Genomic DNA, 16,363 nt, shown 5'->3' on the forward strand with positions numbered 1-16,363 from the left:
TTGGAGGCTTTCATTTTTTCGTTTTTCTTTATTGAATATTTTTCAAAATGAGAGGGAAAGGGCTATAAAGGAGAAACTCCAAAAATTTCTTTTGAGTTGTATGACGACCGTGGTATTGAGAATCCCGGATAAATCTGCACTGGTGTATATTGAGAAGGCCGACCCTAAGATATACTTTATGGTATATGAGGAGCTAACTTACCGAAAAAGTTTCGGCAAATGGGAGAAGCCTGAGAGCCTATACGACCCTCACACAAAGTCCTTTCCCGTAGGGTTAATTCCCCGTGTAAAGCAGCTTTTGAACTCAAAAGGATACAGGGTTAGGGTAATCGATGAAAGAAAAATTGAAGGAGTGGAGATAAACGCAACATGGAATGAGCAGTATAAGTTAAGGAAATACCAAGAAAAAACCGTTAAAAAAGCATTGAAATCCGGCATGGGAGTCTTAGCGTTACCCGTGGGGAGCGGAAAAACAATAATAGGGCTGAGAATTGTCTACGAGCTTAACCTGTCAGCCCTCATTGTTGTGCACACAAAGGAACTTCTTTATCAGTGGGCCGAGAATATAAGGCGAGTTCTCGGAATCGAGCCCGGACTTGTGGGGGATAATAGCTGGATAGAAAAGCCAATAACGGTGGCTATGATACAGACGCTTCTTTCCAGAGGGGCTGATAAGCTCCAGCTCCCATATGCGGTGGTTGTGTTTGATGAATGCCACAGGACTTCTGCCGCAGAAAAGTTCTACGAACTTGGGATAAGCCTCCCCCAGAGATTTAGATTTGGCCTCTCTGCAACCCCATGGAGGAGAATTAAAGGAGAAGAGCTAAAGATAGAAGGGGCGATAGGGCCAATAATCTATGAAGTTAAAGCCGAAGACCTGATAAAAGAAAAGTTCTTGGCAAAGCCAAGGTTTAAAGTAATTGAATACGAATCCTCCATGCCCCCGTTAGCGGATCGCTACAAGGAACTTTATGAAGAAATAATCATGGAAAACGAGGAGAGAAACAAGGCGATAGTTGAGACTGCATACAAGCTTGCGAAACAGGGCCATCGTGTCTTAATAGACGTCAAAAGGATTGAACACGGAAAGATTCTTGTGGAGATGCTTAAAAAGAAGGGCTTAAACGCTGAGTTCTTGAGCTCTCAGAGTCCAAACAGGTGGGAGATTTTTGAAAAGTTCAAAAATGGCGAGATCAACGTTTTGGTCTCTACGCTATTGAAAGAAGGGGTAGATATCCCAGAAATTTCCGCCATAATACTTGCGGGTGGAGGAAAAAGCGATATAATGACAATTCAGACAATAGGAAGGGCACTAAGACCCAAAGGCGGGGGCGGTGCTGTTATAGTTGACGTGAAAGATGAAGACCCACTGCTTTTTACTCACTTCATAGAGAGACAAAAAGCCTTGAGGCAGTACTATGGCAGATACTATGACAAGGAGCTTGAGAGGCTCATAGAGAAGTGAACCAGTCTTCAAAAATGCTCGCTGTTATTAAGTGTTGGGCAAACCTCTCAAAGAATTCTCTTTTTGCCTTTTCAACTGCATAAGGATCTTTTTCGAAGGATATTCCCTCATACTTAACTTCCCACAGGACGAGGTTTTCTGGAGGGGCAGGAGGGAGCTTTTTATCAACTTCCTCTTCCAGCATTCTTTTCACTTCTTCCATTGAGAGAGCGCCAGAGGCGCAGAGCTTGAGAGCCGTTATAATCCTTCTCACCATTTCCCAGAGAAAACTTTCCCCCTCAATTTCAACCGCAATTACATTTCCCCTTAGGAGTATCTCAACCCTGTCTATCTTTCTTACAGGGTTTTTATCCTCCTCAAGCTTGGCAAAGTTTGAGAAGTCATGAACCCCCACAAAAATCTCGGCACAGGATTTCATTTTCTCAATATCAAACCCCTCATTGAGGAGGTAGTACCTATACACCTTTCCTTTGCTCCAGAATCTTGGATGGAAATCCTCCGGAACCGGTGCCCTCCCTAAAACCCAAACATCCTTCAAATGGTGATTCAAAATTCTCGGAGACGTTAGCTCAGGCTTGGAAGTGTTAAACGCAACAACGTTTCCAAAGGCAGAAACCCCTCTGTCGGTTCTTGAAGCCCCCTTAAAGTTGGCATCTTTGGGGTTTTCAATTATTCCGAGCTTAGTTAATACTCCAATTATCTCGCCTTCCACTGTTCTTAAGTTGGGCTGCCTTTGAAAGCCGTAAAATCTTCTTCCATCGTAGGCAATTTTCAAGGCTACCCTCATGGTTGGAAATTTGAGCGGGGCTATAAAAGGGTTGTCCGCCTTATTCTCTTTACAAATATCAAAGTTAATACGCCAATGTATTCGACCTTGTTCCGGAATGTTTTTGGAAATGTGACAACAAAAACAGGATAAAAGCTAAAACCCCTACTCCTTACAAGAAAATTGGGGGTGATAAAATGGTGACTGAGATCGATGTAGAGACCATGGAGTGCTTAATCAACTTTGAGATTATGTTTACATTTGCAAAGAAATTTCTCCGAGAAGGGAGGCCTTTTTGAACCCTTTTTAAGGGAAAGGGAAGAAAATCAGAGAAAACTCCCCTTGTAGAAAGGCCTCAGGAAAATCTCAAATGCCGCTATCGGCATCTCTATTCCCCAGTTTTCAAGCACCTGTGGATGAATCTCCCCTATTATCCCAACGCTCTTCCCATCAACCACTATCTCCCCTACTCTGCCCGGAATGAAGGAGCCGTGTTCTATCTCTCTAAGCTCATATTCAGCATTGAGATGATGCATTAGGCTGTCGAGGATTTCTTTTGCTTCTGTGAAGGTTACTTTGGGATGGGCAAGGGCAACGGCAAGTTTGCTCTCGCTGACGGTCTTTGTTTCTCTGCTTTCGTCTATGAGGGTCACCTTGCCGACCTCAAAGATTTTCTGAGGATACTCCTCATGGGTGTTCTGGCTCAAAAACTCCATCAGGCTTGGAAGGAGCCATTTTCTCAACGCAGACCATTTTTGACTTATGGGATTCTCTATCTCCACTATTTCCTCCTCTGAAATGTTCATTTTGTCAAACTGGGCTTCCTTATTTGTGAGGTTGAATGTCATAACCTCTTGGAGGCCAAAGCCAACCATGAGGTCTCTCACGGCATTTTCAAACTCTATAAAATCGTCTCCCTTTCCTTGAACGGCAAGCCTTGGCTCCTCTGGAACAATGTTGTTGTAGCCGTATGCAATGAGGACGTCCTCCAAAACGTCTCTTGCATGCATTATGTCGTCTCTAAATGCCGGATACCTCAGCTTTGCCTTTCCATCAACGATCTCAACCTCATACATCATGCGCTCAAGCAGGTCTTTTATCTCCTCATCGCTGAGCTCAACTCCCGCAAGTCTTTTGATGTAGTTTAGGTCAACCTCGAACTCCTTGGGAGTCAAGTCGGGGGTTTCTATCTCGAAATCCTTGTAGACTACCTTAACGCTCCTTATTTTTCCGCCACGCTCAGCTAAGGCAGTTACAATTACATTCAAAGCAAGCATGATCCTGTTAAGATTCCATCCCGTGATGTCTATGAAGATGCTCTTTGTCTCTTCAGTGACCTTCCCATGGGTTTCGGAATTTATAACCGGGGGCATTGAGAGAACGTTTCCTTCCCTGTCAACAAGCAATGGATAATAGGGCTTTCCTTTAATCAAGTGGCCGTATTCCTTCCCCTTCTCGTGCTGCTCGAGAATCTCATCAGCACTCATTTCTCGGTCGCTGTTTAATGGAGTAAATCTTATTTTATCCGGTTCAACAGCCTTGTAATAGAAAGGAGGCTTGAGCTTATCGAAGTCGAACGTCCCTATGGCAACTTCTCTTCTCCTCCTTCCGAAGGTGAGCGCCACTTTCTCCTGAAGCTGGATTATCTGTCTCAAGGCTTCCTCATCAAGTTCGAGATTCTCAACTATGGCATAAACCCCATAGGGCCTTATATCTTTCAATTTTTCATCAACATAGACAACAACATCGCTTTTTTCGATTTTATATTTCGGCAATCCCCTTGCCATTCCAAGGGCCCATTTTACCTGTCTCGCTATTCCCTCGGCACTCCATAAGTCGGGTCTGTTGGTATCTTTGGCATCTGCTTTGAAGTATATTTTACCTTCGTGCTCCCAAACATCGTCAAGCTCGCATTTTGCGTAGAGGAACAAGTCTTCCCACTCTTCGACCGTGAATTCTTTCCCAATTAATCTCTCCAGGTCATGCTTGGCAACGTCGAACTTCGGCATCTTTCATCACCACACCAGTTTAGCCTCTCTCAACCATTTTAAATCATAGCTGAAGAGGTACCTTATGTCGTCTATTCCCAGCTTAAACATGGCCAATCTGTCGATACCGATTCCCCATGCAATTACCGGCACGTCTATTCCTAAAGGCTTCGTCATCTCTTCTCTGAATATTCCCGCTCCCCCAAATTCTACCCATCCGAGCTCTTCGTGATAGGCACTCATTTGAACGCTCGGCTCTGTGAAGGGGTAATAATCTGGAAGGAACTTAACCTTCTTTGCTCCAGCTATTTCAACCGCAAACCTCTTCAAGATTCCGAGGAGGTGTTTGAATGTTAAGCTCTCGTCCACAACGAATCCATCAACTTGGTTGAACTCTATTAGATGTGTTCTGTCCAAAACGTCTGGCCTAAAAACTCTTTGAATAGCGAAGTACTTACCCGGTATTTGGACACCTTTGCCAAGCTGTCTGGCACTCAAAGCCGTTGCATGGGCTCTGGGCATTAAAAGCATGGCCATCCTTGGATCCCACTTGTATCCCCATCCTCTTGAGCCCGTTGTCCAGCCGTGCTCGTGAGATGCCCTAACCCTTTCCACAAGCTCCCCATCCGGAAGAGAGCCATATTTTGGATACTTCAGCTGGTATGTATCAGTCCAATCTCTCGCTGGATGATTCTGGGGCTGGAACAAAGCATCAAAGTTCCAGAATTGAGTCTCTATTAGGCTTTCTGCAGTCATCTCAATAAAGCCCATCTCTATAAGTTTTCTCCTTATCTTATCGAGGAAAACCCTATAGGGTTGCTTTTTGCCGGGATAGAGTCTCTTCACAGGGACTTGAATGTTAAAGCGTTTGAACTCAACCTTTCTCCATTCCCCACTCTTTATGAGCTCTGGAGTTAAAACTGAGACCTCTTTCTTGAGCTCAAGACCACCCTCAGCGAGTTTCATCCCTTCCTCTGTTATTTCGACCTCTCTCTCCGCCTTGGTGTCTTCTTCCCCAATCTTTCTACCCTTCAATTCCTTAACAGGGATGAGCTTTTCAAGCTCTTTTGCCTCAGCTTCTCCTTTTTCTGCAAGGATTTTCAATGCTTTGTCAATTGGCCTCTCCTCAGAAATCGCTGCTCTTCCCTTTTCGGTGACCTCAAGAACGAGCTTTCCATCCTCCTTTCCGGCATTCGCCCACCCTTCTCTCCTTAAGATTCCAACGATAGGCCTAAGCTCATCCTCGCTCAGTACTTCCTTTAACTCATCAAGAGAAACTTTGCCCCTCTCCACAAGCAGTTTTAAGGCTCTCCTTTCTGGAAGTCCAATTTTTGCATATTTTCTCCCCAGTTCTGTTATTCTTACGATTCTCTTCTGTCTTTCATGGAGCTTTGCAAGCCCCTTGCTCTGGAGCCAGAGAACGGCTCTCATTACCGCTACCTGATCAAGTCCGGTCTCTTTAACGAGGTCTTCAAATTTCGCCTTTTTTAAATCCCTGAGCTTGATGAGAGTTAATTTTTCTTGATAGCTTAATTCCATTATCAACCCCCCGAAAGAAGTCTTACAGGACTTACTTAAAAATTGCGGTGGTAAAGATAAAAGGGTTAGAAAAGTCAGTGCTTGTGGGGGAAGAAAACGACCTTACCCGTTTTTCCAGCGCGCATGAGCTCAAAAGCTTCCTCAAACTTGTCAAATCCCTTGTACTTGTGCGTGATTATCGGGTCTAAATTGAGCTTTCCGCTTCTAAGGAGGTTGGATACGGTGTACCAAGTTTGCCACAGGTGCCTTCCGGTAATTCCATGAACTTCCAGTGCCTTGAAGATTACGAGGTTGTTGATATCAAAGGTCACTTCCCTCGGGAAGAGACCAAGAAGACTAACCCTTCCAGCGGGAGTGACCGCTTGTAGCCCCTGTTCAAGGGCCTTTGGAGCGCCGCTGAATTCAAGAAAAACGTCAACTCCATTGCCATCTGTTAGGTCTTTCACTTCCTTAACAACATCCTCTTCCATGGGATTTATAACCACATCAGCACCCACTTTTTTAGCCAGCTCTCTTCTGAAGTCACTTGGCTCGCTTACTATTACCAGGGAAGCTCCACTTGCCTTTGCTACTGCTATACCCAAGAGACCCAAGGGTCCAGCACCGGTTATGAGAACAGTCTTACCAGAAATTGGTCCGGCTAAAACCGTATCGACTGCGTTGCCTAACGGCTCCTGGAGGGTTGCGTATTCTGGAGGAATTTCCTTTGGATTTTTCCATGCATTCTGAGCTGGGACTATCGCGTATTCCGCAAAAACACCATCTGTGTCTACTCCAAATATCTTGGTGTTCTGACAGACATGATAGTTGCCGGTTTTACATTGGTAGCATTTTCCGCAAACTATATGCGTCTCTGCAGAGATGTAGTCACCTACCTGAATGTTATCCACTCCTTTTCCAACTTCCACGACCTCGCCAGCCACTTCATGTCCCATTATCTGTGGGGGCTTTATTCTGCTCTGGGCCCATTCATTCCACTCGTAGATGTGAAGGTCAGTCCCACAGATGCTGGTTGCAAGAACCTTGATGAGAACTTCTCCCTCTTTTGGCTGTGGAACGTCAACTTCAACAAGTTCAGCCCCGTAAGCGGGCTTAGTCTTCATAATGGCGGTCATTTTTTCCCCCATGGTTACCATCTCCACAGACTTTTTAACATTAATATCTTCTTGTTTTGTGATATAAAGCTTTTTGTCCCCATAAAATACCCAGCCGTTGCCCTCGGTTTTTCAAAAGGAAAAAAGCGAAATTAAGCTACAAAAAGTTTGGAAAAACCTCAGGCTACCAAAAATTTTAAATACCCCCCTCATCACAATTAAGATTGCAGATACTTGCTTGGTGGTGTCTGAATTGGAGGATAGGAAATTTGGAAAGAAGAGGATGGATAGAGGAGGCCCAAAACTGCCTCCAGTTAAGGTTGGAGAAAGATACAAGGTAAAGATAGAAGCCCTTGGAAAAGGTGGAGATGGAATAGCAAGAATTAAGGGCTTTGTGATTTTTGTCCCCAACACAAAAGTGGGGGATGAGGTGGAGATTGTTATAAACTCAGTGAAACAGAAGTTTGCATTCGGAGAAATTATTGGTTGATTCTTTCATTTCTTCCCCCTTTTATACGAAAATCTTATATTTTATTTTGTAATAGAAGTATTATGTCTATCACTGCGATGATTTAGCGACTTTGTCACTACTTTAAAGACTCACCTATTAAGGAAGTGTGAGTAATGCCGGTTATAATAGTTACCGGGAGAGGGGGAGCTGGTAAAACCACAACCACTGCAAATCTAAGCGTGTATTTTGCTCAAAAGGAATATAGGACTTTAGCTATAGATGGCGATCTCTTCTTGCCCAATCTCGGCTTTCATTTTGCTTTGGATAATGTAAATTATACTGTCCATTCCCTTCTCAAAAATCCCGAAGTTGATCCGGAATGGGCAATCTACAAACACGCAAAGACCGGAGTTAACGTGATGCCCGGTAGCACTAGGCTACAAGATGTAATAGGTATATCACCCAAAAGATTAAGGGATATCGTCGAGCAGATGAGGTATAAGTTTCCGGTGGTTTTTGTCGATTCTCCCACCGGAATTCCCTTTGATACCCTTCCAACTTTTGAAGTTGCTGACTATCAAATAATAGTTGTTGAAGTTGAAAGATCGCCGATTTATTCCTTTGAAACAATGGTGGAGAATGAGATTAACAAGCTTAAGGCAATAGGCGAGGAATATGGGTTAAAGATTGGAGTAGTGCTAAACAAGGTCAGGGAGTCTGAAGAGGTTATAGACCACATAATAGACGAGATCACTGAAAACGTTGGCCTGCCGGTTGTAGGGGTAATACCATTTGATGAACATGTTCCAGAATCCATAAACGTTGGGATTCCAATATTAGCCTATAAACCAAGAAGCGATGCGGCTATAGCGTTTTATGAGGCTGGAGAGATATTGGAAGAATGGATGTTTAAGAAGGCTAAAAAGATCTAAAATCTCTTTTGGGGGTTGGGAGATGAACCTGGAGGAACTTATCGAAAAGGTAGCCAGTGGAGAAATTAAGCTCCACCAAGTGGAAAAATATGCCGGAAGCAAAAGGCTTGCAACTGAGATAAGAAGAAAAGCCCTTGAGAAAAAATTGGGGATATCACTCAAAAACATCGGGCATTACTCTATCGACCCCGAGGAGGTTATCGGGAGGAACATAGAAAACATGATCGGAGTTGTCCAGATACCAATGGGAGTGGCCGGGCCATTAAAGATAAACGGCGAATACGCCAAAGGGGAGTTCTACATTCCCTTGGCAACAACCGAAGGAGCATTGGTTGCAAGCGTTAACAGAGGGTGCTCGGCTTTAACTGCTGCGGGCGGTGTAAAAACAACCATAATCGACGACAAAATGACAAGGGCGCCCCTTTTAAAATGCCCCGATGCAAGAAGGGCAAGAGAAGTTGCCCAATGGGTCGAAAAAAACCTTGAATACCTCCAGGAGAAAGCTGTTTCAAAAGTAACTAGGCATGGAAAGCTTAGGGGGGTTAAGCCTTATATCGTCGGCAATAACCTCTACCTGAGGTTTGAGTTCGAAACTGGAGATGCCATGGGCATGAACATGGTCACGATAGCGAGTGAAGAGATAATGAAGGTTATCGAAGAACACTTCCCGGATGTTAAGTACCTAGCCCTTTCTGGAAACCTCTGCGTTGATAAGAAGCCCAACGCAATGAACTTCATCAACGGAAGGGGAAAAACAGTAATAGCTGAAGCGATCATTCCAAGGGAAATCGTGGAGAAAAAGCTCAAGACAACGCCGGAGCTAATAGCGGAGGTAAACTACAGAAAAAACCTAGTAGGCTCAGCTCAGGCTGGAAGTTATGGATTCAACGCCCATTTTGGAAACATTGTGGGAGCAATATTCTTAGCAACTGGCCAGGATGAGGCCCAAATAACCGAAGGCTCCCATGGAATAACCCTTGCAGAGGTCACCCCTGAGGGGGATTTGTACATAAGCATAACGATGCCGAGCCTCGAAATCGGAACAGTGGGTGGAGGAACGAGAGTCCCTACGCAGAGGGAAGCGTTAAGCATTATGGGTGTTGCCGGCGGTGGAGAGCCAGCAGGAACAAATGCAAAGAAGTTTGCGGAGATTGTTGCAGGTGCAGTATTGGCGGGAGAACTCTCTTTGCTGGCAGCCATAGCGGCAAAACACTTGGCAAAGGCCCACAAAGAGCTTGGACGTTGAGGTTTATTTCTTTTCTAAAAATTCTAAAACTGATGGCGGGAAGCTTATCTTTGTGATTTTAGTCTTCTTTTTCTTCTCTACTAATCTAACTCCTCTAAACTGCAAAAGCAGGAATGGTTGCCCCATCAGGAATGCCATCAGAAAAACCGCTATTGCAATCAGAACTGAGGAGAGCAAGAAGTCCCAATAACTTTTAGGCTCGAAGAACGCAGATGTAACAACACCTCCCACCATAGAGACCAAAAAGGTCATCATGGAGAATCTCCTGCGCTTCTTAGGGTCTATTTTGCCCTTGCATATGAGCTTAAGGAGATATTTTAATCCCTCGGGAGTAAAAACATCAAACTCAAGCGCCTCTTCAAACTCCACCCTCTCAGGGAAAAGGTAAAACATCCTGTTTAGCTCTCCCCTCACCTCTACTATTCCAATATGTTTACTCCCATATAAAGACTCTGCGAGGCTTTCTAGGGTATAGCATTCTGGGTCTATGAGCCTAATTGGTCGTATTCCCAGAGACGAAAAGCGCTCTTCAAGTGCTTTTGAAGTTTCTGCAAGAGAGCCCGATATTACAGAATAATCACATCTCTTGGGCTTTTTCGAGGTTGAGCTTGGGAGATAAGGGCCCTCAATCCTCCCAACCTCTCCTTTTGTATCCTTTTTTAATGCTCTGCAATGCGAAGATGAAGAACAGTACAAAAGTTACAATGTCGCTGAGCTGAGAAAGGTCAATAACATTTTCAAGTGCCAAATAGCCAGCCATAAATGTTAAAATACCCAGAGCCACTTCTATTGCCGTCACCACAAGTTCAAACGTGCTCCTCTTAGCTAACTTGCCCTCAGCGATTTTCTTAAATATCTCCTCGAGGGCGGAGTCCTTTTTGATGAGGAAGACCATGTACTCGTCCTTATTTTTGAACTTAATCCTCTCCTCACTCGGCACGAGATAAAACCAGCGATTCGTTTCATCAGTCAGTTCAACCACATAGAGCCTGCTTGATTTCGAGAAGAGGTTTTGGGCGTTCATTAAAAGGGTATATTCATCGGGGTTCACTACTCTGTTAAAGGTCTTTCCCTTAAAAAGCTCCTCTAGCTCCTTAGCTCTTTCGCTTATCATTTGTTCGGCCTTTAATTTAATGAGAACGTAGACTAACTTCTTTTCCCTTTTCTGAGGGATATTCTTTTTATCCACTTTCTTTTTGTTCTCTGGTTTTCCTTTAGGCTTTCGTGGAATTATAATTGGGCCCGGAACAAAGGTCATCTCTCTTCCCGCTTAGGATACAACTTCAAATCTTAAAAAGTTATGTTATTGAAAAACCCCAGTTCCCATCGGATCGTTAGGGTATAAATTTTGGTTGGTGGGTGTTATGGACTTCGAGGTTTTCTGAGTTCCTTCTGAGGCCGAGGGGGAGTGTTAGTTTGAGGGGATCTGGATTTTGGGGGCTATTCCGGCCGTGAATATGATTATACAACTTCACGGGTCCCATCCATTTATATTGACAATCCACAAAACCCTATGGGGCGGGTTTTAAAGCTAAAACAATTACAGGGTCTTTCTCTAAAGGATTTTGGTTGGCCGGTATCTTCCAGTAACAACGATTTCACTTGTTGCCGCTTTAAAGGCCTTGAAAGATAGCTATGTTCGAATATATAAAAAAATCAACGCCGCTTGAGCTTTATAACCCCCTCCATGTGGGGAGTATGCGGGAACATATCAACTAAGATGGCATCCTCTACCTTGTAAATCTCCTTCAAGTGGGAATAATCTTTGCTAAATGCCTGCGGGTTGCATGAGACATAAACGATGTTTTCTGGTTTCTCTCTTTTTAGGGTTTCCACAAGCTCTTTCAAACCTTTTCGCGGAGGATCGACAATAACTGTGTCATAATCCTTTACCGGGAAAGATCCGGCGTCCCCTACCAAAAAAGTCGCTTCCACACCGTTTATTTCAGCGTTTTTGTTCGCCATTTCAACTGCAAAGGGGTTTATTTCAACTCCCTTAACCTTAATTCCTTTCTTTGCTAAAAACACCCCAAAGGTTCCAACACCGGAATAAAGGTCAAGAACTTTCTCCCCTTCAACAAAATTTAAAACAGCCCTCAAAAGGATGGGAAGGGCATAGGAATTTGTCTGGAAAAAGCTGTTTGGATGCATCAAGTAAACGGTTCCCTCAATTTTCTCCTTTATAAATGGGGACCCACCTACAAGTTTTGGTATACCTTTAGGGTCGTCTTTAGGTTCTTCTTTAAAGCTCCAGTAAAGGGAATCCGCAAACTCAAAATAATCTGGGAAGCCTTGTGGGGCTTTTTCAAGGTGCGCAATTAAGTTCACCATGGTTTCCCCGGTAAACTTCCCCTCCCTAATGGAAAGGTAGTGAACATCGCCGCCTTTCTTTTTTGGATCCCACGGGGAAAGTTTTTCTTCATCAATGAAACGTTTTAAAGCCCTTATGAAGTCTGGAGTGCTGTTAGAAAAAACTGGGCACTGTTCAATGTTCACAATACGTTGAGAATCCCTCTGCTTGAATCCAATGCCTTCCGTTGAAACAATAAAGTTGCTTATGTTTCTAAAGCCCCAAAGCTTGGGAGAACCTTTTATCGGGGCTTCAATTCCGGTAGTCTCTTCAAAGATTCTTTTCTTGAGGTTCAACTGCTCCTTATACTTTATGTGCTGCCAGAAACAGCCTCCACACCTTCCAAAATATGGACATCTCGGATTTTGTCTCAAAGGTGACTCCTCAAGAACTGCGAAATCTTTTGCGATTAAACGTCCAAACCTTCTAAATGTTTTTCTAACCTCCACAAAATCTCCAATAACAGTGTAAGGAACGTAAACCTCTTTTTCCAGCTTTAAAAGCCCATAGCCGTCTGGACTTATCCCCGTTATGTATCCCTTTCCTTTCATTACCATCACTAATACCCGAACTTCACCTCATTTTTAAATTCGTCGCTGGTTATCAGCACAAGGCAAATTGCCGCCAGAAAAGTTAAACTAGCAGATGCGGGCTCAAAGCTTACCAATACCCACAGTATGCCAAAGATAAGGTCCAGAAGTGTTATATACGTCCCCATTTGGATAACAATCTCCCTGCTTAGCAAAATCCCCAGTAGAGTGAGAAAGTGAATCAGAGCGATTATAAAAAACCCAAGCGCAGTTGATCTTTCACTTAAACTCAACACGCCCATTCCAGCAAAATATGCCCCCATTAAGAAAAAGAAGAGAGAAACAACGGGTTTAAGCCCCATCTCCAAATTCCTCCACAGGCAATTTCATTCTCGACACTGCTATTAAAGTCAATATCCCCAGTATTGGCATAAAAGTGAGCTCTGCGAGCGCTAATGCTTCACTATGCCTTGCTAGGGCTTCCGTTATAGAGGGGGCAATTGCATTTGCTGAGTTGGAAATCAGTCCCAAAGCAAAGGATGCCCGGGGATAAATGCTCTTCGGATAAGTTGCAGGTGCAGAGGTCCAGAATGCCGGCCCTGTACCTTGAAGAGCACCAATAAGCCATACTGAAGCTAATGCCAATGAGTAATTCCCCTCCGTCATTGCCTTGGAATAAACGGTTAATCCAACAAATGCCACTGCATAGGAGAGTATCATAACCTGAACAATGGCCTTAAAGAGGCCTCTTGGACTTGGGTTTTTCTTTGAAAGCTGGAAGCCAACGAATCCCATAATTATTGACCAAAGGGCTTTTGATATGTTTAGGTTTGTGCTTAAAGTGGCTACTTGGTTTTTGCTCCAACCGGCTTCGTATCCCAAAGAGGATGAGAAACCAGCAATTGTGAAGATAACCCATAGTGCTGGGAAGAAAGTGAATCCAAGCACCCAAGTAAACTTCATCTTCCAGATGTTTACCTCTTCTTCGCCTTCTTTTTTGTGAATTATCTCAAAGTCCTCCGTAAAGAGCCACCATATCAAAAGAACCGCATACATTATGGCAACCGTTATCAGGAAAGCCGTTTTCCACTCAAAGGCACTTACCAGATATTTGGCGCTCATTGAACCAAAAACGCCTCCCCAAAATATACCTGAAAGGATAATACCTTTAGCAAACGGCCTTTCTGCGACAAAGTAATTGGCTATCTGGGTGCTGAATAACGGGACTAAGCTCACGACAAAACCCTGGATGAACCTAAGGAACACAACGAGATACCAGTTTCCAACATAGGGTATCAAAGCCTGGGGTATTGCGGCAAAACTGAGGGCTATAGCAACACTCCTCTTGAAGCTTCCCTCATAAAGCCTTGTATGTCCAAGCAGGAACGCTATGAAGAGACCGAATACATAGGCCACGTGCTGGAGATCATAAGCCTCGGCACTTATTCCGAAGTGGGAAACTATATCCGGCTTTGCAACACTCATCATGCTTAAAGTTCCAAATCCTGCAGTCATGACCAGTGTGTCCAATACAACGGATTTCCAGCGTTTCATATTTATCACCTCACAGCTTTCCAAGAAGCATCAGTACTCCAAAGACAATGAACAAAATGCCAGCTCCCTTGTGAATAACTTCAAGGGGCAATGCATCGCCTATTTTGTCTCCTAAAACTGCCCCAATCAAATTGACCAATGCCAAACCAAAAATTGCTCCTAAAAACGCCTTAAGCCAGCCATACCTGGAAGCAAATGCAATTGTAGCCAGCTGAGTTTTATCCCCCAATTCTGCAAGGAATATTGCAGCGAAGACATAGAGGATCTCCTTCACGTTACCACCTCAAAAAGAATAAAGTTAAAGCTCCTCGAGGGCCTTCTTTATTCTTTCCATGGCCTCTAAGAGCTTTTCCTTACTTGTTGCGTAGCTTATTCTGATGTAGCCTTCGCCATTTGGTCCAAAGGCAGTTCCCGGAATGACAACTACTCTTGCCTTTTCCAGCAACCATTCTGCAAACTCTTCGCTTTTCATTCCGGTTTCCTTTATGTTGGCAAAGATGTAAAATGCCCCCTTAGGTTCGAGTGCCTTTATATAGGGCATTTCCTTTAAATGCTCTAAAACGAGTTTTCTCCGCTCTGCATATTCCTTGCGCATCTCTTCCACAGCTTTCCAGCTTGCCTCTTCTTTAAGCGCCGCAACTCCAGCAACCTGGACAAAAGAGGCAACGTTTCCGATGATGTAAGCGTGAAGTTTTATCATGTCCTTTATTATCTCCTCCGGGGCTATTGTAAATCCCAAGCGCCATCCGGTCATTGCAAAAGTCTTTGAAAAGCTGTTTGCTAGGACCGTATTATCGGGGGCATACTTTATCATTGGCACATGCTTTGCCCCGTCGTATAGGAAGTGCTCATATGGTTCATCGCTAAGAATGTAAATGTTATAGTCTTGAGCAATATCCGCTATAGCCTTTGCAACTTCTTCATCCAAAACTGCACCAGTGGGATTATTTGGATAGTTAACCACGATCATCCTCGTTCTCTTGGTAATAAGTTCAAGAAGCTCATCCGGATCAGGTTGAAAGCCGTTCTCTTCTTTCAAGGGCAGTCTAATTGGCTTCGCATCTGCAATCTTCGCATCCTCAACATAGCATACAAAAGCTGGATCGGGGATTATCACTTCATCACCACTTTCCAGCAGAGTTTCGAAGGCAAGGTAGGTGGCTTCATAAGCCCCAGCCGTTACGATCACCCTTTCTGGTAAAACATTCACGCCGTAGTGGTCCCTATAGTAATCTGAAACAGCCTCTCTAAGCTCTGGAATACCAGCATTTGGCGTATAGTGAGTCCATCCCTCGTCGAGAGCTCTCTTTGCTGCTTCCTTTATATTTTGAGGTGTCTCAAAGTCCGGTTCGCCTATGCCGAGGGAGATGACATTCTCCATCTTTGATGCCCTTTCAAAAAGCTCCCTAATCTTTGATCTCTGGATAAGATTTATACGACCTGCGACGAAATATTTATGCTTTTTATAGCGCATGATTCATCCCTCCGGAAGCATTTATGAGTGATACCAGATTCTTATAAATTTATCGAGAAAAAAGTTTCAAAACTAGGCACAAATCATAAAAATTCTTCGAAATTTTAACAAAAAATAAACAGTTAAGTCAGCATCAGAGAACATCTACCAAAGCAGCCTTTTCAAGGAGTTTCTTTACTTCCTCTTTTTCACAGTCGTTGAACGGTATCTCTTCCGCGGGTATCTTTGGAAGTATCTCCTGGAGATCCTTTTCTGCATTCTCACTAAATACCACTATGAAGTTCTCACCCTTTTTTGCTCCAACAGCTTTAATGGCATCTTTGATCTGAAGTGTTCCACTTGCCCTAAGAAGGATTTCCCCTTTGATAGTTTTCGCTTTGTTTGTTTTTCTTTCAAACGATTTTAGGGCCAATATAGTAGAAAAAACTACTTGTTCCCAACATTTTACGTTCAATATCTGGACATTATCTGGGAGAATTTCAAAAATATCTCCAGTATTCTCGAGCAAAATCCTTGCAATCGCGATCTTAATTGTGCCGTAGTTTAATACCTTCATTCCATCTCCCCAAGCTCATTGTTTCGTTGTTTATTAAATTTTTTGCTTCTACAGAAATGTGTACTTAATAAAAATATTTTAATTATCTTTCAATTTTCTTAAAAATTTTCGAAATTAATAATATTTTCATATTAATGCAGAGGCAAAAAATATTTAACTAATTAAAACCAGATATACGTTAGATGCACTCATGTAATGGTGGGCAGAATGGCAAAGATGAGAATCATTAGTGTCCAGCTGCCGCAGGGGCTCATAAATGCTCTTGATGTCTTAGTCAAAAGAGGGGTGTATCCCAACAGAAGTGAAGCAATTCGGGAAGCTATCAGGGAACTCATAAAGAAGGAATTGTACACAACAGAGGCAGGAGAAAAGGAACTTCCAGAATACGTGGTTGAATAAGAATATTGGGGGGAATTAA

Annotated in this window: 17 protein-coding genes; 5 read left to right on the forward strand and 12 right to left on the reverse strand. The window is 43.5% G+C overall.

What is annotated here, in order from left to right; translation table 11 throughout:
• The first annotated feature begins 100 nt into the window (after nt 1-100).
• Nucleotides 101-1,465 (forward strand): DEAD/DEAH box helicase, encoded by a 1,365-nt coding sequence (locus tag ADU37_RS06515; protein WP_058946846.1) that lies wholly within the window; start codon nt 101-103, stop codon nt 1,463-1,465.
• Here ADU37_RS06515 and truA read toward each other — a convergent pair.
• The 4 genes from truA to tdh form a co-directional block, all read right to left on the reverse strand.
• Entirely contained in the window at nt 1,452-2,252 is an 801-nt protein-coding gene (truA, locus tag ADU37_RS06520; RefSeq protein WP_058946847.1) for a tRNA pseudouridine(38-40) synthase TruA, read from the reverse strand. The genes ADU37_RS06515 and truA overlap by 14 nt on opposite strands.
• 305 nt (nt 2,253-2,557) lie before the next feature.
• Complete coding sequence (gene pheT / locus ADU37_RS06525) at nt 2,558-4,240, reverse strand: phenylalanine--tRNA ligase subunit beta (protein ID WP_058946848.1); 1,683 nt, start codon at nt 4,238-4,240, stop codon at nt 2,558-2,560.
• 6 nt (nt 4,241-4,246) lie between these two features.
• Entirely contained in the window at nt 4,247-5,758 is a 1,512-nt protein-coding gene (locus ADU37_RS06530; RefSeq protein WP_058946849.1) for a phenylalanine--tRNA ligase subunit alpha, read from the reverse strand.
• A 74-nt stretch (nt 5,759-5,832) separates the two neighbouring features.
• A complete protein-coding gene (gene tdh / locus ADU37_RS06535; protein ID WP_058946850.1) occupies nt 5,833-6,885 on the reverse strand; it encodes an L-threonine 3-dehydrogenase in 1,053 nt (350 codons plus the stop codon).
• A 250-nt stretch (nt 6,886-7,135) separates the two neighbouring features.
• Between tdh and ADU37_RS06540 the strand changes: the two genes are divergently transcribed.
• From ADU37_RS06540 to hmgA, 3 genes are all read left to right on the forward strand, one after another.
• Nucleotides 7,136-7,342 carry a TRAM domain-containing protein gene (locus ADU37_RS06540; protein ID WP_058947643.1) on the forward strand — a complete coding sequence of 69 codons (207 nt, stop codon included), beginning with the start codon at nt 7,136-7,138 and terminating at the stop codon, nt 7,340-7,342.
• Between the two features lie 134 nt (nt 7,343-7,476).
• On the forward strand, nt 7,477-8,235 hold the full coding sequence (locus ADU37_RS06545) for a MinD/ParA family protein (protein WP_058946851.1): 759 nt from the start codon (nt 7,477-7,479) through the stop codon (nt 8,233-8,235).
• 22 nt (nt 8,236-8,257) lie between these two features.
• A complete protein-coding gene (gene hmgA, locus ADU37_RS06550; protein WP_058946852.1) occupies nt 8,258-9,481 on the forward strand; it encodes a hydroxymethylglutaryl-CoA reductase (NADPH) in 1,224 nt (407 codons plus the stop codon).
• Between the two features lie 3 nt (nt 9,482-9,484).
• Here the strand turns inward: hmgA and ADU37_RS06555 are convergent, their stop codons facing one another.
• From ADU37_RS06555 to cgi121, 8 genes are all read right to left on the reverse strand, one after another.
• A complete protein-coding gene (locus ADU37_RS06555; protein WP_058946853.1) occupies nt 9,485-10,177 on the reverse strand; it encodes a hypothetical protein in 693 nt (230 codons plus the stop codon).
• On the reverse strand, nt 10,107-10,739 hold the full coding sequence (locus ADU37_RS06560; RefSeq protein WP_058946854.1) for a hypothetical protein: 633 nt from the start codon (nt 10,737-10,739) through the stop codon (nt 10,107-10,109). Before ADU37_RS06560 ends, ADU37_RS06555 begins: the two co-directional genes overlap by 71 nt.
• A gap of 398 nt (nt 10,740-11,137) precedes the next feature.
• Nucleotides 11,138-12,382 (reverse strand): 23S rRNA (uracil(1939)-C(5))-methyltransferase RlmD, encoded by a 1,245-nt coding sequence (rlmD, locus tag ADU37_RS06565; RefSeq protein ID WP_058946855.1) that lies wholly within the window; start codon nt 12,380-12,382, stop codon nt 11,138-11,140.
• An 8-nt stretch (nt 12,383-12,390) separates the two neighbouring features.
• Nucleotides 12,391-12,723, reverse strand: a complete 333-nt coding sequence (locus ADU37_RS06570) for a hypothetical protein (protein ID WP_058946856.1) — start codon at nt 12,721-12,723, stop codon at nt 12,391-12,393.
• Nucleotides 12,713-13,915 (reverse strand): MFS transporter, encoded by a 1,203-nt coding sequence (locus ADU37_RS06575; RefSeq protein WP_058946857.1) that lies wholly within the window; start codon nt 13,913-13,915, stop codon nt 12,713-12,715. The genes ADU37_RS06570 and ADU37_RS06575 overlap by 11 nt, the downstream gene beginning before the upstream one ends.
• A gap of 10 nt (nt 13,916-13,925) precedes the next feature.
• Nucleotides 13,926-14,189, reverse strand: coding sequence for a TMEM165/GDT1 family protein (locus ADU37_RS06580; RefSeq protein ID WP_058946858.1), 264 nt, complete (start codon nt 14,187-14,189; stop codon nt 13,926-13,928).
• A gap of 24 nt (nt 14,190-14,213) precedes the next feature.
• A complete protein-coding gene (locus ADU37_RS06585; RefSeq protein WP_058946859.1) occupies nt 14,214-15,389 on the reverse strand; it encodes an aminotransferase class I/II-fold pyridoxal phosphate-dependent enzyme in 1,176 nt (391 codons plus the stop codon).
• A gap of 133 nt (nt 15,390-15,522) precedes the next feature.
• The gene (gene cgi121 / locus ADU37_RS06590) at nt 15,523-15,945 is read right to left on the reverse strand and encodes a KEOPS complex subunit Cgi121 (protein WP_058946860.1); all 423 of its coding nucleotides are present in this window, start codon (nt 15,943-15,945) and stop codon (nt 15,523-15,525) included.
• A gap of 207 nt (nt 15,946-16,152) precedes the next feature.
• Here cgi121 and ADU37_RS06595 point away from each other — a divergent pair, with 207 nt between their 5' ends.
• Nucleotides 16,153-16,344 carry a ribbon-helix-helix domain-containing protein gene (locus ADU37_RS06595; RefSeq protein WP_058946861.1) on the forward strand — a complete coding sequence of 64 codons (192 nt, stop codon included), beginning with the start codon at nt 16,153-16,155 and terminating at the stop codon, nt 16,342-16,344.
• Nucleotides 16,345-16,363 lie beyond the last annotated feature (19 nt).

Origin of the sequence: Thermococcus sp. 2319x1 (genome assembly GCF_001484685.1) — an archaeon.
GTDB lineage: Archaea > Methanobacteriota_B > Thermococci > Thermococcales > Thermococcaceae > Thermococcus_A.